Annotated in this window: 17 protein-coding genes; 7 read left to right on the plus strand and 10 right to left on the minus strand. The window is 70.4% G+C overall.

All coding sequences use genetic code 11. From position 1 onward, the window contains the following. Positions 1–29: 29 nt before the first annotated feature. Positions 30–686: a hypothetical protein gene (locus JOE64_RS09265; protein WP_204963982.1), complete on the plus strand. Its 657-nt coding sequence runs from the start codon at positions 30–32 to the stop codon at positions 684–686. A gap of 48 nt (positions 687–734) precedes the next feature. On the opposite strand, the gene pth is transcribed toward JOE64_RS09265, so the two are convergent. After that, on the minus strand, positions 735–1319 hold the full coding sequence (pth, locus tag JOE64_RS09270; RefSeq protein ID WP_204963983.1) for an aminoacyl-tRNA hydrolase: 585 nt from the start codon (positions 1317–1319) through the stop codon (positions 735–737). Positions 1320–1418: 99 nt separating this feature from the next. Then, positions 1419–2042 (minus strand): 50S ribosomal protein L25/general stress protein Ctc, encoded by a 624-nt coding sequence (locus tag JOE64_RS09275; RefSeq protein ID WP_204963984.1) that lies wholly within the window; start codon positions 2040–2042, stop codon positions 1419–1421. A gap of 246 nt (positions 2043–2288) precedes the next feature. Here JOE64_RS09275 and JOE64_RS14690 point away from each other — a divergent pair, with 246 nt between their 5' ends. Further along, a complete protein-coding gene (locus JOE64_RS14690) occupies positions 2289–2411 on the plus strand; it encodes a hypothetical protein (protein ID WP_271202520.1) in 123 nt (40 codons plus the stop codon). Here JOE64_RS14690 and JOE64_RS09280 read toward each other — a convergent pair. Together JOE64_RS09280 and JOE64_RS09285 are read right to left on the minus strand one after the other, a co-directional pair. Next, positions 2396–2845, minus strand: a complete 450-nt coding sequence (locus JOE64_RS09280; protein ID WP_204963985.1) for a hypothetical protein — start codon at positions 2843–2845, stop codon at positions 2396–2398. The two genes, JOE64_RS14690 and JOE64_RS09280, sit on opposite strands and share 16 nt — an antisense overlap. Continuing rightward, positions 2842–3561 (minus strand): FadR/GntR family transcriptional regulator, encoded by a 720-nt coding sequence (locus JOE64_RS09285; protein WP_204963986.1) that lies wholly within the window; start codon positions 3559–3561, stop codon positions 2842–2844. Before JOE64_RS09285 ends, JOE64_RS09280 begins: the two co-directional genes overlap by 4 nt. Before the next feature lie 140 nt (positions 3562–3701). Here JOE64_RS09285 and JOE64_RS09290 point away from each other — a divergent pair, with 140 nt between their 5' ends. Continuing rightward, positions 3702–5099, plus strand: coding sequence for a GntP family permease (locus tag JOE64_RS09290; protein ID WP_204963987.1), 1398 nt, complete (start codon positions 3702–3704; stop codon positions 5097–5099). Between the two features lie 10 nt (positions 5100–5109). After that, entirely contained in the window at positions 5110–5625 is a 516-nt protein-coding gene (locus JOE64_RS09295; RefSeq protein ID WP_204963988.1) for a gluconokinase, read from the plus strand. A gap of 27 nt (positions 5626–5652) precedes the next feature. Here the strand turns inward: JOE64_RS09295 and JOE64_RS09300 are convergent, their stop codons facing one another. Then, positions 5653–6714, minus strand: a complete 1062-nt coding sequence (locus JOE64_RS09300; protein WP_204963989.1) for a D-2-hydroxyacid dehydrogenase — start codon at positions 6712–6714, stop codon at positions 5653–5655. A 132-nt stretch (positions 6715–6846) separates the two neighbouring features. On the opposite strand from JOE64_RS09300, the gene gnd reads away from it, so the two are divergent. After that, on the plus strand, positions 6847–8325 hold the full coding sequence (gene gnd / locus JOE64_RS09305) for an NADP-dependent phosphogluconate dehydrogenase (protein ID WP_204963990.1): 1479 nt from the start codon (positions 6847–6849) through the stop codon (positions 8323–8325). A gap of 101 nt (positions 8326–8426) precedes the next feature. On the opposite strand, the gene JOE64_RS09310 is transcribed toward gnd, so the two are convergent. After that, the gene (locus tag JOE64_RS09310) at positions 8427–9440 is read right to left on the minus strand and encodes a magnesium and cobalt transport protein CorA (RefSeq protein ID WP_204963991.1); all 1014 of its coding nucleotides are present in this window, start codon (positions 9438–9440) and stop codon (positions 8427–8429) included. 166 nt (positions 9441–9606) lie between these two features. On the opposite strand from JOE64_RS09310, the gene JOE64_RS09315 reads away from it, so the two are divergent. Together JOE64_RS09315 and JOE64_RS09320 are read left to right on the plus strand one after the other, a co-directional pair. Next, on the plus strand, positions 9607–10341 hold the full coding sequence (locus JOE64_RS09315; protein WP_204963992.1) for a response regulator transcription factor: 735 nt from the start codon (positions 9607–9609) through the stop codon (positions 10339–10341). Next, on the plus strand, positions 10338–11846 hold the full coding sequence (locus JOE64_RS09320; RefSeq protein WP_204963993.1) for a sensor histidine kinase: 1509 nt from the start codon (positions 10338–10340) through the stop codon (positions 11844–11846). The genes JOE64_RS09315 and JOE64_RS09320 overlap by 4 nt, the downstream gene beginning before the upstream one ends. A gap of 99 nt (positions 11847–11945) precedes the next feature. On the opposite strand, the gene JOE64_RS09325 is transcribed toward JOE64_RS09320, so the two are convergent. The 4 genes from JOE64_RS09325 to JOE64_RS09340 all read right to left on the minus strand — a co-directional run bounded on the left by JOE64_RS09325 (position 11946) and on the right by JOE64_RS09340 (position 17739). After that, positions 11946–13496, minus strand: coding sequence for an FAD-dependent oxidoreductase (locus JOE64_RS09325; RefSeq protein WP_204963994.1), 1551 nt, complete (start codon positions 13494–13496; stop codon positions 11946–11948). Beyond that, the gene (locus JOE64_RS09330) at positions 13496–14398 is read right to left on the minus strand and encodes an FAD:protein FMN transferase (RefSeq protein ID WP_204963995.1); all 903 of its coding nucleotides are present in this window, start codon (positions 14396–14398) and stop codon (positions 13496–13498) included. The genes JOE64_RS09325 and JOE64_RS09330 overlap by 1 nt, the downstream gene beginning before the upstream one ends. After that, entirely contained in the window at positions 14398–14907 is a 510-nt protein-coding gene (locus JOE64_RS09335) for an FMN-binding protein (RefSeq protein ID WP_204963996.1), read from the minus strand. Before JOE64_RS09335 ends, JOE64_RS09330 begins: the two co-directional genes overlap by 1 nt. A gap of 132 nt (positions 14908–15039) precedes the next feature. Next, on the minus strand, positions 15040–17739 hold the full coding sequence (locus JOE64_RS09340; protein ID WP_204963997.1) for a cation-translocating P-type ATPase: 2700 nt from the start codon (positions 17737–17739) through the stop codon (positions 15040–15042). Positions 17740–17756 lie beyond the last annotated feature (17 nt).

Below are 17756 nucleotides of genomic sequence, written 5' to 3' on the forward strand. Positions count from 1 at the left end.
CGGATCTGACCCCCGCCTAGGATGAGCGTGTGAGCCAGGACCCGCAGTCACCCGCACCGGGTGCGTCCCCGCAGCCGCCCGCGCCGGCCCCTGCGGTGCTGTTCGTCCAGCCGTCGCCGGGAGCACCGCCCGTTCCAGTCGCACCGGGTGGCCCGGCGGCACCGGCGCCGGTGTCCTCCGGCGCACCGTGGCCGGCTCCGGCCGGACAGACGACGCCGTACCCGGGCGGGACGACCGCCTCGCACGGCGAGCTCTTCTCCGCCCCTCGTGCCTCGCCGGCCGCGCCGACGCGTTCGACATCGCTCGGGCTCATCGCCCTGGTCGTCGCGCTCGTGGGCGTGGTGGTGTCGATCGTGCTCAGCGCAGCGACAGGCCTCGCCGCGGCGGAGGGCGCCGTCCGACACGCGTCCAGGCTCGGCTCGGACGAGCTGCAGTACATGTCGGAGCAGGAGCTTCTGCGACTGCTGACCCCTGTCCGCGCTCTCGTGCTGTGGGCCGAGATCGGGTACTGGATCGGCACCGCGCTGGGGCTTGCGGCGCTCGGACTCGGCATCGCCGCCATCGCGACGCGACGCGGACGAGGGCAGGGCATCGCGGCGGTCGTGGTCGCCGCCGCGGGCCCGTTCGTCTACGCCGTGATCGTCGGGCTGTGCATCCTCACTGGGATCGGCGCCGGAGCGTCCTGACCCCAACGGGCCCGGGCGTCGCCGTGCGGCGAGCCGCCGCGGGCGATCTCACGCGCGCGGCGCGTGGTGTTTCTGCTGCGCAGCGAGCAGGCCCTCGCCGATGAGCTGCTCCACGGCATCCGCCGCATCGCCGATCACCAGCGGAAGCTGCGTGCGTTCCGCGGACGAGAACGGGTCGAGCACCCAGTCGGCCGGATCCTGACGCCCCGGCGGACGCCCGATCCCGACGCGGACGCGGGGGAACTCGGCCGTGCCGAGCGCCTTCGCGACATCGCGGATGCCGTTGTGTCCGCCGTGCCCACCGCCGGTCTTGAGCTTGATCGTGTCGAAGGGGATGTCGAGCTCGTCGTGCACGAGCACGACCCGCTCCGCGGGGATGTCGTAGAACCGGGCCAGCTGCGAGACCGGACCGCCGGAGGTGTTCATGAACGAGTTCGGGGCCGCCAGCACGATCTTCGCGGCGCCGGGGCGCAGCCAGGTCTCTGCGACACGCGCGTTCGCCTTGTGGGCGCGCAGCGTCTCGGAGCGTCGAGCTGCGAGTTCCGCGATCACCATCTGACCGACGTTGTGACGCGTGCTCTCGTATCGCGGCCCGGGGTTCCCGAGCCCGACGACGAGCCAGGTCTCAGCCATGCTCTCCCTCTCTGCGATCCCCGTTCGCGGCGAAGCCCGCCCCACCAGTATCGGTGGCGGCGGGCTTCGCGCGATGCGAGGGGATGCCTCGTGCCGTGATTACTCGGCGGCCTCTTCGGACTGCTCCTCGGCGACGGCCTCGTCGGCCGCCGCGATCTCATCGGCCTCGGCCAGCGTCGCGGCGGGAACCGAGATCGCCACGACGAGCGTCTCGGGCTCGGTCACGAGCGACGCGCCCTTCGGGAGCGTCAGGTCGGCGGCCGTGATGTGGGTGCCGTCCTCGAGACCCTCGACGTCGACCTCGACGTTCTCGGGGATGTGCGTGGCCTCGACCTCGAGCGACACGGTCGCGTTGTCGAGGTTCGCGATCGTGCCCGAGAAGGGCTCGCCCACGATGACGACCGGAACGTCGACCTGGATCTTCTCGCCCTTTTTCACGACGAGCAGGTCGATGTGCTCGATGATCTGGGTCACCGGGTCCTTCTGCACGTCCTTGACGAGCGCGAGCTGCTCCGCACCGGCGATGTCGAGCTCGAGCACCGCGTTCGCACGACGGATCAGCAGCGCGACCTGGTGGCCCGGCAGCGAGACGTGGACGGGGTCGGTGCCGTGACCGTAGATGACGGCGGGGATGCGGCCGGCGGCACGCAGGCGGCGGGCGTAGCCCTTGCCGAAGTTCTCGCGGGTCTCGGCGACGACCTTGGCGTCGTTCTCTGCAGACATGGTGTTCTCCTTGGGTGGGATCCGCGCGGTGCGGATCCGATCGTGGTCTGGGTCTCGACTCGAACGCTCGCACGTGAGGAGATCCCGCCCCGGACATCCGGAGAACAGGTGCTTCATCACCGCGTCGATCACGGATGTCCGTCGCCGAGAGCTCCCGGCGCCCGGCATCCCTCGCCGAAGTACGCCACGAGTCTATCAGCGGCCCCGCTACGATGGTGACGACCCGTTCCGAACCGAGGAGGACCCATGGACTACGGCTGGATGTCGCACGCGCTGATGTGGCTCGTCGGTCTGATGTCGTTGGGAGCGACCGTGGGTGCGATCGGCGCAATGTTCGCGCTGGGACGCTCGAACTACCGCAAGGACTGAGACTCCAGGGCGGCCACGATCCGCGCGACGACCTGATCCAGACCCGCATCGTCGGCGATCCGCACTCCGCGTTCGTCCGACAGCAGGGCGTCGATCGGCGACTCGTCCGGCTCGATCCGCTGACACCGGCGGCGACGACGCGGAGCTGGCTGTTCTCCCGGCATCGGGACGAGTTGCACGAAGACGATCGACGGCACCGCGGAGCGGAGCCAGTCGCGCTCCGGTCGTGAGACGCGCTCGATGCCCACCACCGCGTCCGGCGCGCCGAGTGCGGAGATCACGCCGCGCAGGCGCATCTCGCGCATCGAGATTCCGGGAACGACGGCGGGCCGGATGGCATCGCCGTCCGTGAAGACGGCCCTCGCACGCGCCGCCAGCGCGGCCCCGACCAGTGCGTGCCCCATCGCGCCGAACACGACGATGCGGGCGCTCATCGGGCGCTCTCCGCCGCGACGGCCTGCATCGCCTGGTCGGCCTCGGCGACGATGCGCGTCATCGCCGCGGCCGCCTCGTCGCCCCGGCCGCTGACGACCGCGAAGGCCACGTCGTGGTGCCACCGGACGGCGTCCGGATTGGCGTCGTGGGGCATGAGCGCGTGCGCCGTCCGTCCGACCAGCACGGCTTCGACGACGTCCGCCAGCGCGGCGAGCATCGAGTTGCCCGAGCCGACGAGCAGGCTCCGATGGAACAGGATGTCCGCCCGCAGGTAGTCGTCCTCGTGCGCGGCGTGCTCGGCTCTCGCCATCTCGACCACGGCTGCCATGAGGTCGTGGCGTTGCTGCTCGGTGGCCTCGCTCGCGGCCAAGCGCGCCGCGAGCGGTTCGACCGCTCCACGCAGCTGACTGAGCTCCGAGAGCTGACGGTCGCGCCCGGGTCCGTCGAGCCGCCACGCGATGATCTCCGGCGCATAGACGTTCCATCGGTCCACCGGCAGGACGGCGATGCCCGCTTTGCGGCGCACCTCGACCATGCCGAGCGACTCGAGCACCCGCACCGCCTCACGGGCGGCGGACCGGGACGATCCGGATTCGTCGGCGAGCTCGCCCGTCACCAGCCGCGTTCCCGCCGGGTACTCGCCGTGCACGATGGCGGCGCCGAGGCGGTCCACCAGGGCGTCGTGCACGGGGCTTCCGTGGCTCGCGTCGCTCATGTGTCGATTATCCGCTGTGAAGCCACCGCGAGCACGATCCGCCACGGGACGATATTGGTCGTGCAAAAAAGTGGCGTATGTGGTTTTATGTACGACAAATAGCGACGCTGTCGTCCACTATCGCCGGATCGAGGAAGTTCATGGCCCTTTCGCCCACCCTGCCGCTCGCGCTCGCAGCGGCCGCATCGGATGCCCCCACCGCCCCCGCCGGGCAACTGATCGCCGCGGCGCTGATCGGCATCGCGATCATCGTCGTGCTCATCACCTGGGCGAAGCTGCATCCGTTCCTCGCCCTCACGATCGGTGCACTGCTCACCGGGGCGATCGCCGGCATGGGCATCGCCCCGTCCGTCACGAGCTTCACCGGCGGATTCGGCAGCACGATGGCCGGAGTCGGCATCCTCGTCGCCTTGGGCGCGATCTACGGCAAGCTCCTCGCCGACTCCGGTGGCGCCGACCGCATCGTCGACACCCTCGTCGCCCGCGCGGGAGCGCGCTCGCTCCCCTGGATGATGGGGCTCATCGGCGCCATCATCGGCCTGCCGATGTTCTTCGAGGTGGGCCTCGTGCTGCTCGTCCCGGTCATCATCCTGGTCGCCCGCCGGTCCGGCCAGCCGCTGATGAAGATCGCCATCCCGACCCTCGCCGGCCTGTCGGCGATGCACGCGCTCGTCCCGCCGCACCCCGGCCCGCTCGCCGCGATCTCCACCCTCGGCGCCAACCTGGGGCTCACGCTGGCCTTCGGCGTCATCGTCGCGATCCCGGCGATCATCGTGTCGGGGCCGCTGTTCGGACGCCTCGCCGCACGCTGGGTCGACGTCCCCGTACCCGACCTGTTCATCGCCGACGAGACGGACGGCGAGATGCGACGCCCCTCGTTCGGAGCCACCCTCGCCAGCATCCTGCTGCCGGTCGTCCTCATGCTCGCCAAGGCGATCGCCGACATCGCAGCACCCGGCTCGGACGCCCTGTGGAAGACCGTCGTCGACTTCCTGGGGATGCCCGTGATCGCGCTGCTGATCACCGTCATCGTCGGGTTCTTCGTCCTCGGTCGGGGCGCCGGCTTCGACCGCACCCGCATCACCGGCATCGTCGGCGAATCCCTCGGCCCGATCGCCGGCATCCTGCTCATCGTCGGAGCGGGCGGCGGGTTCAAGCAGGTGCTGGTCGACACGGGCATCGGCAAGGTCATCGCCGATCTGGTCGCAGGGTCGTCGGTGTCCGTGCTGATCCTCGCCTGGCTCGTCGCCGTAGTCATCCGCGTCGCCACCGGTTCTGCGACCGTCGCCACGATCACCGCAGCCGGCATCCTGCAGCCACTCACCGAGACGCTCGACTCTCCGATGGTCGCGCTGCTCGTGCTCGCGATCGGCTCCGGATCGGTGTTCCTGTCGCACGTCAACGACGCCGGCTTCTGGCTGATCAAGGAGTACTTCCGCCTCAGCATTCCGCAGACGCTCAAGACGTGGAGCGTGCTCGAGTGCCTCATCTCCGTCACCGGCCTCGCCGGGGTCCTCCTGCTGAGCATCTTCGTCTAAGGAGCCTTCGATGCACATCGCCTCACCCATCCTCGTCTTCATGGGCGTCTCCGGCACGGGCAAGTCGACCGTCGCCGGCATGCTCGCGGGGCGCCTCGGCTGGCCCTTCCAAGAGGGCGACGACCTGCATCCGGCGGCGAACGTCGCCAAGATGGCCGCAGGGCACGCCCTCACCGACGAAGACCGCCAGCCGTGGCTCGAGACCGTCGCAGCCTGGATCGACGAGCGCCGCGCGGCCGGCGAGTCAGCGATCGTCACGTGTTCCGCGCTGAAGCGCCGCTACCGGGACGTGCTCCGCCGCGACAACGTCGTCTTCGTCAACTTCACCGGCGACCGCGATCTCGTCCTGCAGCGAATTCTGCGTCGGCAGGGGCACTTCATGCCGCCGGCGCTCCTCGATTCGCAGTTCGCGACGCTGGAGGAGCCCGGCCCCGACGAGCAGGCGATCCGGATCGATCTCGCGCTCTCCCCCGACGAGCAGGTCGCCGAGGTCGCCGCGCAGCTGCGCGCGATCATGGGCGACTGAGGGCCCACCGTGGCCGCGTCGCCGCCGTCAGAAGAACTCGACCGTGTCGACGACGGCGAGGGGCGCCTCGCCGTCGATCACGCGCGTCGCATCGGCGGCGAACCGACGGGCGATGCGCTCCTCCTCGCGGCTGCTCAGTGCCGCGGTGTGGGGCGAGACGAGCACGCGAGGGTGTGCCCACAGCGGCGAGTCGACGGGGAGCGGCTCAGTCTCGAAGACGTCCAGCGCGGCGAAAGCCACGATGCCGTCGTCGAGGGCGTTCCGAAGCGCGCCTTCGTCGATGACGATTCCGCGGCCGACGTTCACGACGATCGCTCCGGGTCGGAGCGCTCCGAAGACCGCCGCATCGATCAGGTGATGGGTCTGATCCGTGCCGGGAAGGGTGACCACGACGGCATCGACCTCGGCCGCCGCCTCGCGCAAGCGGTCGAGCGGGACGAGCCGGTCCACGCCCTCGACGGTGGCGCCGCTGCGCGTCGTGCCCCAGACGGTCGCCCCGAGTGCGTGGAATCGGCGGGCGCACGCCGATCCGATCCCGCCGAGGCCCACGACCAGCACCGTCATCTCATCGAGCTGGCGCATCTCCCAGCGCTCCGGCCAGAGCGCGGCATCCTGATCCACGCGCAGGCGCGGCAGGTCTTTCGCGCCGGCGAGCACGCCGAACACGGCGAACTCCGCCAGCGGGCCGCCGTGGACTCCAGCAGAGGTGGAGAAGACGATCCGACCGAGTGCGGCGTCGTCGAGGCCCGCGGCCTTCACCTGCGCTCCCCCTCCCGCCGCCGTCGTCATCACCCAGCGCAGGTGCGGGTTCGCCGCGACCGTGCGCGCGAGCGCCGAGGGATCGACATCGGGAATGCCGAACAGCGCCTCGGCGCCGTCGAGCATCCGCTCGTAGGCCCGCTGCTGCGCCGCGGTGCGATGGAAGGCCGGGTCGCCCGACCAGTCGGCCGGTCCGCGCATCGGGGGTGTCAGCGCGTGGTCGCGCTCGAGTCGCACGCGCGGCTCGAGCTGCTCGATCAGGCGGCACAGGTCTTCGCGCAGTGGCACGGCGACCGCCGCGCGCAGTCGGATCGGTGCGGTCTCGGACATCTCATTCCCTCCGTCGCGGATGTCCAGTCTCTCAACACGTCCGGGCGGCAGCGCGCCCGGTGCCGCCGCGCACTCCGCGACGGCGGACTACGCTGATCCAAGAATCCCCGCTCGACACCTGAGGAGTTCGACGTGCCCGAACAGACCCCTGCAGAACCCACGACCTCCCCGGCCGCCAACATCGGCGTCGTCGGCCTGGCGGTCATGGGCTCCAACCTCGCCCGCAACCTCGCCAGCCGCGAAGGCAACACGGTCGCGGTGTACAACCGGTCGCGATCCAAGACCGACGAGCTCGTCGCCGAACACCCCGAGGCGGAGTTCGTGCCGGCGTTCTCGTATGAGGAATTCGCCGCGTCGCTGCAGAAGCCGCGCACCGCGATCATCATGGTGAAGGCCGGCGGCCCCACCGACGCCGTCATCGACTCGCTCATGGACGTGTTCGAGCCCGGCGACATCATCATCGACGGCGGCAACTCGCTGTTCACCGACACCATCCGCCGCGAGAAGGCCGTGCGGGAGCGCGGCTTCAACTTCGTCGGCATGGGCGTGTCCGGCGGCGAAGAGGGCGCCCTCCTCGGCCCCTCGCTCATGCCCGGCGGCCCGGACGAAGCGTGGGTGACTCTCGGCCCGATCCTGCGTTCGATCGCCGCCGTCGCCGAGGGCGAGCCGTGCGTGACACACGTCGGCCACGACGGCGCCGGCCACTTCGTCAAGATGGTGCACAACGGCATCGAGTACGCCGACATGCAGCTCATCGCCGAGGCGTACGACCTCATCCGGCGCGGCACGGGCAAGTCTCCCGCCGAGATCGCCGACGTGTTCGCCGAGTGGAACCGTGGCGAGCTCGAGTCCTACCTGATCGAGATCACCGCAGAGGTCCTGCGTCAGACCGATGCCGCGACCGGCCAGCCGCTCGTCGACGTCGTCGTCGATGAGGCGGGCGCCAAGGGCACGGGCGCCTGGACCGTGCAGACCGCCCTCGACCTGGGCGTTCCGGTGTCGGGCATCGCCGAGGCGACCTTCGCGCGTTCGCTCTCGAGCCACCGCGAGCAGCGCGACGTGTCGGGCGGCCTCCCCGGGCCCGCCGAGGACGCCTTCACCGTCGCGGACGCCGACGCGTTCATCGAGCAGGTGCGTCTCGCGCTCTACGCGTCGAAGATCGTCGCCTACTCGCAGGGCTTCGACGAGATCCGTGCCGGTGCCGCGCAGTACGGCTGGACCATCGACCTCGGCGCTATCAGCCGCATCTGGCGCGGCGGCTGCATCATCCGCGCGCAGTTCCTGAACCGCATCGCCGACGCGTACGCCGCCGAGCCGGAGCTGCCGGTCCTCCTCACGGCCCCGTACTTCGTTGAGGCCCTCGGGCGGGCGCAGGACGCGTGGCGCGACATCGTCGCGACGGCGGCGGCCGCCGGCATCCCGTCGCCGGCCTTCTCGTCGTCGCTGGCCTACTACGACGGCCTGCGCGCGCGTCGCCTCCCCGCCGCCCTCATCCAGGGGCAGCGCGACTTCTTCGGCGCGCACACCTACAAGCGCATCGACAAGCCGGGCACGTTCCACACGCTGTGGTCGGCGGACCGCACCGAGGTCGAGGCCGAAGACACCCACTGACACCGCACGCGGTGACCGCGAAGAGGTCGGATGCCGGGGGACGTGCCCCGGTATCCGACCTCTTCCACGTCACGAGGCGCGAGAGCCGTCCTTCGCGACGATCACAGCCAATCGCGCTTCTTGAAGACGATGTACAACCCGACGCTCACCGCGGCCATGAGGGCGATCGCGAACGGGTACCCCCACATCCAGGACAGTTCGGGCATGTGCTGGAAGTTCATCCCGTAGATCCCGGCGACGAGCGTCGGCGCGAAGCCGATGGCCGCCCACGACGAGATCTTCTTCACTTGATCGTTCTGCTCGATGCTCGTCTCGGTCATCCGTTGCATCGCCTCGTTGCGACGCTGGTCGACGAGCGTCGCATGGATCGTGAGGGCGTTGTCGAGCGTGCCGCGAAATCCCGACACTCGCGCATTCACGAAGCGCGCTCGCTCCGCCAGCTCGCGGAACCCGGGCGCGTCGGCGGTGTGCGCACGGCGCTCCGAGACGCGTTCCAGGCGTTGCAGGATGTCATCGAGTGGGGCGGTCGCGTGCCAGAGGTCGATCACTTCGCGCTGCAGCGCGAAAATGCGGCGCGACACCCCCTCGTCGTCGCCGAACAGCTGCTCCTCGATCTCGTCGATGTCGTGCTCGACGCCGTCGAGGACATCACGGTACCCGCGCGTCACGTACTCGAACATCCCCCAGAGCACGCCGTACGGGCCGCGATCGAGGATCGGGGAATGCTCCTCGAGCAGCGCGCGCATCCTCTCGAGGTCGACGACGGGATCGGCGGCGAGGGCGATGAAGAAGTCGTCGCCGACGATCACGTCGACCGCGTGACACTCGACCGTCTCGGCGGCGTCGTCGTACTGCGCGGGCTGCGCGACGACGAAGAGGTGCTCACCGACCCGAGTGAGCTTGGAGCGCTGCTGACCGCGCAGGATCGACGCGACCCCGAGCGGCTCGAGAGCGAACGTCGCCGCCAGCTCCCGGATCTGCTCCGGCGTCGGCTGACTGATCGAGAGCCAGAGCATGCCGCCGATGCTGCGTGCCTGCGCCAGAGCGGCGGCGGGATCCGAGTCCGTGGTGACCGGTGTGTGACCCGAATAGACGACGAGGTGCGGCTGGCCCATGCAGTCACCATAGATGCCCGCGGTCCCGCCGGAGCGCCGCCGCGGCATCCTCGACGACGCAGATCCCGCCCCCTCGTGACGACTCGTGGCCGAGGATGGGCGAATTCATAGCGTCCGCACAACCTTCACCATAGGTCCCACACAGGCGGCGCAAGACAATGGACTCATGACCACTCCCGTCGCCAGCCCCGCACTCCGCCGTCCCGACGGCTCTCCGCTGCGCCTTCTCGTCGTCGACGATGAGCAGATGCTCACCGACCTGCTCTCGATGGCGCTGCGCATGGAGGGGTGGGAGGTACGCACGGCCGGATCCGGGTTCGAGGCGTTGAACATCGCCCGCGAGTTCGATCCGGATGCGCTGGTGCTCGATGTCATGATGCCCGACCTGGACGGCATGGCGGTGCTGCAGCGGCTGCGCCATGCGGGCAACGACGTGCCGGTGCTGTTCCTCACCGCGAAGGACTCGGTGTCGGACCGTGTCGCAGGACTCACGGCCGGCGGCGACGACTACGTGACCAAGCCGTTCAGCCTCGAGGAGGTCGTCGCACGTCTGCGCGGTCTGATGCGTCGGGCCGGAACCGCGATGGCAGGCGGGGCCGACCCTATTCTCCGGGTGGGCGAGCTCACCCTCAACGAGGATTCGCACGAGGTGGAGCGCGCCGGCGCCGACATCGAGTTGACCGCGACCGAGTTCGAGCTCCTGCGCTTCCTCATGCGCAATCAGCGCCGAGTGGTGTCGAAGGCCCAGATCCTCGACCGAGTCTGGAACTACGACTTCGGCGGGCGGTCTTCGGTCGTCGAGCTCTACATCTCCTACCTGCGCAAGAAGATCGACGCCGGCCGCGAACCCCTCATCCATACGGTGCGTGGCGTTGGCTACATGATCAAAGCCCCGCAGTGAGCACCGCCGCGCGCGCCGCCAGACCCGCGCGCCGCCGCTGGAGCCTGCAGACCAGGCTCATCGTCACGGTCGTCTCGTTCGTCGCGCTCATCCTGACCGCGATCGGCTTCGCGACGGGGGCGGCGCTGCGGACGATCATCTCGGAAGGCCTCGACTCGAAGATCAACGCCGCCGCCTCCAGCGTGCGGCTCGTGACGGGCATGACGGCCACCGACGTCCTGCAGAACCCTCCGCAGCAGCCGCAGGGCACCGTGCTGATCGTGCAGACCTACGAAGGCCTCAGCGGCGCGTACATCGCAGGCGACGGCGACGTCGTCTCGCTCACGAGCGAAGAGATCGGGCAGATCGTCTCGGCCGTTCAGCAGACCGGATATGCCACTCTGCCGGTTCTCGACCTCGGCGAGTACCGCGTCATGGCGAAGACGCTCGGCAACAGCGGGTTCGTGATCCTCGGTCTGCCGGCCGCGGAGCAGCTCGAGCAGATCGCGAAGATCCTCACGACGGTGGCCCTCCTCACCTCCGGCGGCCTGATCCTTCTCGCCGCGATCATCGCCTACGTCATCCGCCGCTCGCTGCGCCCGCTGCGCTCGGTCGCCGAGACGGCGACGCGCGTCGCCGCCCAGCCGCTGGCATCCGGCGACGTCACGATCACCGAACGGGTGCCCGCTGCCGAGGCCGACAGCTCGGACGAGATCGGTGCCGTCGGCGCCGCGCTGAACACGCTCCTCGATCACGTCGACCAGTCCCTCGCCGCTCGTCAGCACAACGAGGAGCGCATGCGCGCCTTCGTCGCCGACGCGAGCCACGAGCTGCGCACGCCGCTCGCCGCGATCCGCGGGTACTCCGAGCTCTCGCTGCGCTCGCTGCGTCAGACGCAGGATGCCGCGGGACCCGGCGCCGTCGCACGCACGAGCGCCAGCGTCGAGCAGTCTCAGCAAGCCCTCGAGCGCATCCAGGCGGCGTCGCTGCGGATGACGACCCTGGTCGAAGATCTGCTGCTGCTCGCCCGCCTGGACGAGGGCAAGGAGCTCGTCTACGGTGCGGTCGACCTCACCCGGGTCGTCGTCGACGCGGTCGCCGACGCGCAGGTCGCCGGCGCGGACCACGAGTGGGTCATCGACGTTCCCTCCGACCCGGTGGTCGTCGCGGGCGACGCGGTGCGCCTGCACCAGGTGATCGCCAATCTGCTGACCAACGCTCGCGTGCACACACCCGCCGGCGTGCAGGTGACGGCATCCGTCGGGGTCGAGGACGGCGAGGCGGTCGTGCGCATCGCCGATGACGGGCCGGGCATCGATCCGGCCGTCGCCGACGAACTGTTCGAGCGTTTCGCCCGCGCGGACTCGTCGCGGGCGCGTCAGACCGGCGGCACCGGACTCGGGCTCTCGATCGCCAAGGCGATCATCACGGGGCACCGCGGCTCGATCCGCGTCGACAGCCGCCCGGGTGCGACCGTCTTCGAGGTGCGCATCCCCGCCCGCCCCGCCGACCCGAGCACGGACTGACCACACGTCCCGCGGGATCGCCGGACGCTCCCCGATGCCACGGACACCCCATCAGGGAGCGCGGACGCCGAGGCGCACGCTCCCCGAAAGCGGTGTCGCTCAGTACCCCGAGAACGCGTCGGTCGTGATCGACCGCGCTTTCTCGAGCGCGGGAGCGAGATCGGCGATCAGCCGCGGCGGGCCGGACACGTACGCGTGGCGGGCCGAGAGGTCGGGAACGACCTGTTCGAGCCCGGCGGCGTCGAGCCGCACCCCCTGAGCCCAGCGCCAGTGCGGCGGCAACGCCGTCGGTTCGGTGCGGGTGAAGACGATGACGGGGATGCCCGCGGCCTCCAGATCCTCCCGGAAGGCGAGCTCCTCGGCATCCGAGGCGACGTACACGAACACGACGTCGCGGCTCTCACCGGACAGCCGCAGATGCCGCAGCTGCGACACGAACGGCGTCACGCCGATTCCCGCCGCGACCATGAGCACGGGCGCCGCGGCGCGCGCGGGCAGGACGAAGTCGCCCCAGACCCCGGTCACCGGGAGGCTCTGCCCCGGTTCGACGAGGGCGAGCGCCTTCTTGTAGCTCGACGGCGATCCCTCGCGCAGCGCGATGCGCACCTCGGGCAGCTCCTCGGGCGCCGACACGATCGAGAACTCGCGCCGGGTGCCCCGGGCATCGGGCCGCGCGTGCGGCACTTCGAGTTCGAGGTACTGCCCGGCCGAGAACCGGAACCGACCGGTCGCACGGAACACGAGCTCGCGCACCGTCGGGGTGAGCACGATCCGCTCGACGAAGCGGAGGCGCACGGCCGTGCGCACCGTGAAGGCGAATGCGAGGAGGTTGCCGATCAGGAGGGCCCGGTCCTGGCCGAGGGTGATCTCGCCCAGGTCGATCGGCCACCCGGCGAGCACCCCGACGAGGACGGCGACGCAGTACTGCTGCCACCGCCGCGGAGGCAGGGTCAGCGGCTCCGAGAGCATGAACGCGCCCAGGAAGAGGAACGGCGACGAGAAGAGTGCCGTGAGGAGGACCTTCCCCGGGTCGACCGCGAGCCCGGCCTGCTGCAGCTGCAGCACGGTCCGCGCGAACGCGACGGCGGCCGCGATGACGACGAATGCCGCGACGACCCGGACCTTCTCGGTGCGCGCCAGCACGACGAGGCCCAGCACGATCACGGGGGCGGCGAGGACGGACGACCCCACCCACCACGCGGCCGAACCGAGATCGGGCAACCACACGCCGAGCACCGTCAGGAACGCTGCTCCGAAGGCCGCGGGGTTGAGAATGTGCCGACCCTGCCAGGCGATGACGTACTTGGATGCCGATGCCGCCACTCCCGCCAGAGCGAGCCCCACGAGCCCGAGGGGCTCGAGGGTGGGTCGCAGGACGAACAGCAGGATCAGCACCGTGATGAGCGAGGACTCCCAGCGCCATGCCTTCGACAGCACGCGGGATGCCACGGCGTCCGCACCGGCGCAGGCGAGCGCAAGGACGGCCCACGAGACGAGCAGTTCGATCGGCGACGGTGTGACGAGGCCGAAGAGCGACAGCAGGAACGCGATCGCGGCGAGGGAGGCAAGGGAGACGACGACCAGACGGTACATCGAGACGCGCCCGACGACGGCGAATGCACGGTTCCACGCGGCGGTGAGCGAGGCCATCACGCGAACACCTCCGCCGGCGCGCCGGGAGACCATTCGACGCGGCCGTCGGTGAGCATCCGCACCCACGCGACCCCGAGGCGGGCAGCCAGACGCGTGCCACCGTCGAAGAAGAGCGCCGAGGCGATGCCGTCGGCGACCATCGCCTCGGGCGCGGCCGCCCACGTCGCCGCGACGGTGCGCACCGGCTCGCCTGTGCGGGCGTCGAGCACGTGGTGCAGTCCCGAACCGTCCAGGCCCGTCCACGCGCGCCGTCCGGTCGCGGACGCGCACAGCGCGCCGTCGCCGACCTCCCACACCCCGATCGCGCGACCGGGTCGGAAGGGGTGCTCGAGCGCGACCCGTTCGGGAGCGTCAGAGGGCGCGCTGCCGACCCGCAGGTCACCGCTCGCGTCGACGACGAACCTCTCCACGGATGCCGCGGACAGTTCGCCCGCCACGAGGTCGACCAGTCGGCCTTTGCCGACCGCCCCGACATCGAGGAGGGCGGGCTCGCGGAGCGTCAGTTCCTCGCCCGACCACGACAGGATGGCCTGCCAGCCGGCGGGCGCGGGCTGCGCGCCGCGATCGGCGAGCGAATAGGCGGCATCGTACCCGCGTCGGGCCAGCACATCGCCGATCAGCGGATTGATCGCGCCCTGGGTGGCATCGTCCAGGTCGACGTACAGATCGAGCATCGCCCGCGTATCGGCGGGCGCTGTGCGCGAGCCGCCGTGGCGGGAGAGGTCGGTGACGAGGGAGTCCTCGCGAAACCGCGACCACGCGCGGTCGAAGCGCTCGATCAGCGTCTCGATGCGACGTGCGACCTCGGCCTTCAGCGGCGTGGCGGTGTCGATGCGCCACCGCGTGCCGATCGCCGAGAACTCCCACGTGCTGCGCAGGGCGACAGCCGTGGCATCCATCACGCGGCCGCTTCGGCCTTGATCTTCTCGACGGCCTGGTTGAAGCCTTCGCTGGTCAGCGACGATCCGGCGACGCGCGAGACCGAGATCGCGTCGATGTCTTTGCCGACCACGACGTCCGTGATGCCGCCGATGAACTCGCCCTGGTACCGGCGCGACTCGGCCTTCTGCGGGTCGCCGGTGACCTCGACGGCGGTGATCACGTCTCCGGCGAGGGTGACCTTCACGTTCACCTTCTCGACGGACTCGGGCGTCTGGTACGAACCGTCGGCGCTGTAGGTGCCGTCCTTGTAGGTCGTGCCGGCGGCCGCGCCGCCGGTCGCAGCGGCGGTCGGCTTCGCGGGGGCGGCCGACGTGGAGGGGGCAGCGGCATCGGTTGCGGGCGACTCGGCGGTCGCGGCGCCGGAGCAGCCTGCGAGGGCGACGATGCCGAGCACGGATGCCGCGGCGAAGCCCGTGCGGACGGGGGCCGCGATGCGCGGACGAGCAACGGCGGTGGTGCGGATCATGATGGTCCTCCTTCTGTCGTGCCGTCCGCAGGGTGCGGTGGCGTCCGTCCACGCTAACCCGGCGCTCGTCCTCGACGCCCGAGAATACCTATGCATTGGCATAGAACCGTGCCCCTCGGACCCGGCGACGATTCAGCGCCGCGCGCGGGAGCGCACCGCTTTCAGCATCTCGACGGCGAGGAAGATGGCGACCGAGAATCCGATCGGCAGCGCCCAGCCGACGAGGGTCAGCGGCTCGGAGCCGAACAGCGCGTGCATGAACGGCGCGTACGTGTAGACCAGCTGCAGCGCGACGAGCGCACCCGCCGACCACCAGGTCACCGGATTGCCGCGCAGGATGTCGAGGGTGAGACTCGTCCTGCCCAGGAACCGGCAGTTCAGCAGGTAGGCCAGCTGCCCGAACGCGAGCATCGCGACCGCCTCGGTGCGCGCGACGTCGATATCGGTACCGAGCGACAGCGAGATGCCGAAGACGCCGAGCGTCGCCCCACCGATCAGCACGGAGACGACGCCGACGAACCCGAGCTCACGGCCGGCGATGAGCGATCCACCGGGCCCTCGCGGCGGACGCGCCATGATGCCACGCTCGGCGGGTTCGTAGGCGAGCGCGAGCGACAGCGTGACCGCCGTGACCATGTTCACCCACAGCACCTGCACGGGGCTCAGGGGCAGCGTGAACCCGAACAGCACAGCGGCGAGGATCACGAGCGACTGCGCACCGTTGGTCGGGAGCAGGAACACGACCGACTTGCGGAGGTTGTCGTAGATGCGCCGCCCCTCCGCGATCGCGCTGCGGATCGTGGCGAAGTTGTCGTCGGCGAGGACGATCTCGGCGGCCTCCTTGGTGGCCTCGGTGCCCTTGATCCCCATCGCGATGCCGACGTCGGCACGCGTCAGCGCGGGCGCGTCGTTCACGCCGTCGCCGGTCATCGCGACCACTTCGCGGTGCGATTGCAGCGCGCGGACTATGCGGATCTTGTGCTCCGGACTCGTCCGCGCGTACACGTCGACGCTCTGCACGACCTTCGCGAGCTCGTCCTGGCTCATGCGCTCGAGCTCGGCGCCCGTGAGGACCGGCGCGTCGTCGCCTGTCACGAGCCCCATCTCGCGGCTGATCGCGACAGCGGTGCCGGCGTGGTCGCCCGTGATCATCTTCACGCGTATGCCCGCGGCATGGCAGTCGGCGATCGCATCGATCGCCTCGGGGCGCGGCGGGTCGAGGATGCCCCACAAACCCAGAAACTCCAGGTCGACGAGATCGTCGGCGGATAGATCGTCCGCGCGCGTGGGCTTGCGTGCGCCGGCGAGCACGCGCAGGCCCTCGGCGCTGAGCGCGTCGACGGCCGCCTCCCAGAACGGGATGTCGAGCGGTTCCGAGCCGTGCGCGCCGCGCTGTGTGAGCGAACGCTCGAGGATGCGATCGGGAGCGCCCTTCACGAGGATCGCGCGCGAACCCGAGCCGGCTTCGTCCAGGGTCGCCATGAACTTGTGCGCCGAGTCGAACGGCACGACGGCCAGGCGCCGCGTTCCGCCGCCCTCGACGCCGCCCTTCATGGCGACGACCTTGAGCGCGCCTTCGGTCGGCTCGCCGATGAGGCTCCACCCGACGGTGCGAGCGCCCTCCGGCTGCGCACCGGCGAAGACCCGTTCGAGGTGCGCGTCGTTGCAGAGGTCCGCGACGGCGAGCAGTGCGGAGAGGTCTCCCCCGCCACCGGGCGCGATCGCCCCGTCGGGGTCGTAGCCGAGCCCCGACACCTCATACCGGCGCACCGGTGTGATCATCGTCCGGACGGTCATCTCGTTGCGGGTGAGCGTTCCCGTCTTGTCGGAGCAGACCGTGGTGACCGAGCCGAGCGCTTCGACGGCGGGGAGCTTGCGCGTGATCGCGTTGCGACGCGCCATCTGCTGCACACCGAGGGCGAGCGTGATCGTGACGAGCGCCGGCAGTCCCTCGGGGATCGCCGCCACGGCGAAGCCGATCGTCGCCGAGATGAGCTCGGGAAAAGGCATCTGGTGCAGATAGCGGCCGATCAGCATCATGACGGCCGCCATCCCGAGGATGACCAGCGTGAGCACCTTGCCGAACGCGTCGAGCTGCTTCGTCAGCGGTGTCGCGAGGCTCCCCGCGTCGCCGACGAGCTGTTGGATGCGTCCGATCTCCGTCGCCGACCCCGTGGCGGTGACGATGGCCACCCCCTGGCCCGCCGAGACGATCGTGCCGGAGTACGCCATCGACGATCTGTCGCCGATCCCTGCATCCGACGCCACGGCATCCGTCTGCTTGGACGACGGCACCGACTCCCCCGTGAGCGCCGCCTCGTCGATGCGCAGCTGTGCCACCTGGATCAGCCGGGCATCCGCCGGCACCTTGTCTCCCGGAGCGAGGCGCACCACGTCGCCCGGCACGAGATCGCGCGCGGCCACCGTCGTCCACGAGCCGTCGCGGCGCGCCGTCGCATCGGCCGACAGCATGCCGCGGATGCCGGCCAGTGCCTTCTCGGCGCGCCCTTCCTGCACGTAGCCGATGACCGCGTTGATGACGGCGACGGTCATGATGACCCAGAAATCCAGCCAGTCGCCCATCACGGCCTTGATCGCGGCGGCACCCAGCAGGATGTAGATCAGCGTGTCGTTGAAGTGGCCGAGGAAGCGCCGCCATGCGGGGGTCCGGGCAGGCTCGGGCAACTCGTTCGCACCGACCTGGTCACGGCGCGCGCGGGCATCGCTCGATGACAGACCGCCTTGCGTCGTGCGCAGCGCACGTTCGACGGCAGCTGCGTCCTGGGCGTACGGTCGATCGATCACGAGGCCTGGGGCGGAGAGGGCGGACATGGCGCGATCCTACGCCG

This window comes from Microbacterium dextranolyticum, assembly GCF_016907295.1.
Classification (GTDB): domain Bacteria; phylum Actinomycetota; class Actinomycetes; order Actinomycetales; family Microbacteriaceae; genus Microbacterium; species Microbacterium dextranolyticum.

Excerpts from the sequence above, each read along its gene's own strand:
- JOE64_RS09330 (WP_204963995.1), bottom strand. The coding sequence starts at position 14,398 with ATGGATGCCACGGCTGTCGCCCTGCGCAGCACGTGGGAGTTCTCGGCG.
- pth (WP_204963983.1), bottom strand. The coding sequence starts at position 1,319 with ATGGCTGAGACCTGGCTCGTCGTCGGGCTCGGGAACCCCGGGCCGCGA.
- JOE64_RS09280 (WP_204963985.1), bottom strand. The coding sequence starts at position 2,845 with ATGAGCGCCCGCATCGTCGTGTTCGGCGCGATGGGGCACGCACTGGTC.
- JOE64_RS09310 (WP_204963991.1), bottom strand. The coding sequence starts at position 9,440 with ATGGGCCAGCCGCACCTCGTCGTCTATTCGGGTCACACACCGGTCACC.
- JOE64_RS09300 (WP_204963989.1), bottom strand. The coding sequence starts at position 6,714 with ATGTCCGAGACCGCACCGATCCGACTGCGCGCGGCGGTCGCCGTGCCA.
- JOE64_RS09275 (WP_204963984.1), bottom strand. The coding sequence starts at position 2,042 with ATGTCTGCAGAGAACGACGCCAAGGTCGTCGCCGAGACCCGCGAGAAC.
- JOE64_RS09295 (WP_204963988.1), top strand. The coding sequence starts at position 5,110 with ATGCACATCGCCTCACCCATCCTCGTCTTCATGGGCGTCTCCGGCACG.
- JOE64_RS09315 (WP_204963992.1), top strand. The coding sequence starts at position 9,607 with ATGACCACTCCCGTCGCCAGCCCCGCACTCCGCCGTCCCGACGGCTCT.
- JOE64_RS14690 (WP_271202520.1), top strand. The coding sequence starts at position 2,289 with ATGGACTACGGCTGGATGTCGCACGCGCTGATGTGGCTCGTCGGTCTG.
- JOE64_RS09340 (WP_204963997.1), bottom strand. The coding sequence starts at position 17,739 with ATGTCCGCCCTCTCCGCCCCAGGCCTCGTGATCGATCGACCGTACGCC.
- JOE64_RS09325 (WP_204963994.1), bottom strand. The coding sequence starts at position 13,496 with ATGGCCTCGCTCACCGCCGCGTGGAACCGTGCATTCGCCGTCGTCGGG.
- JOE64_RS09335 (WP_204963996.1), bottom strand. The coding sequence starts at position 14,907 with ATGATCCGCACCACCGCCGTTGCTCGTCCGCGCATCGCGGCCCCCGTC.
- JOE64_RS09285 (WP_204963986.1), bottom strand. The coding sequence starts at position 3,561 with ATGAGCGACGCGAGCCACGGAAGCCCCGTGCACGACGCCCTGGTGGAC.
- JOE64_RS09290 (WP_204963987.1), top strand. The coding sequence starts at position 3,702 with ATGGCCCTTTCGCCCACCCTGCCGCTCGCGCTCGCAGCGGCCGCATCG.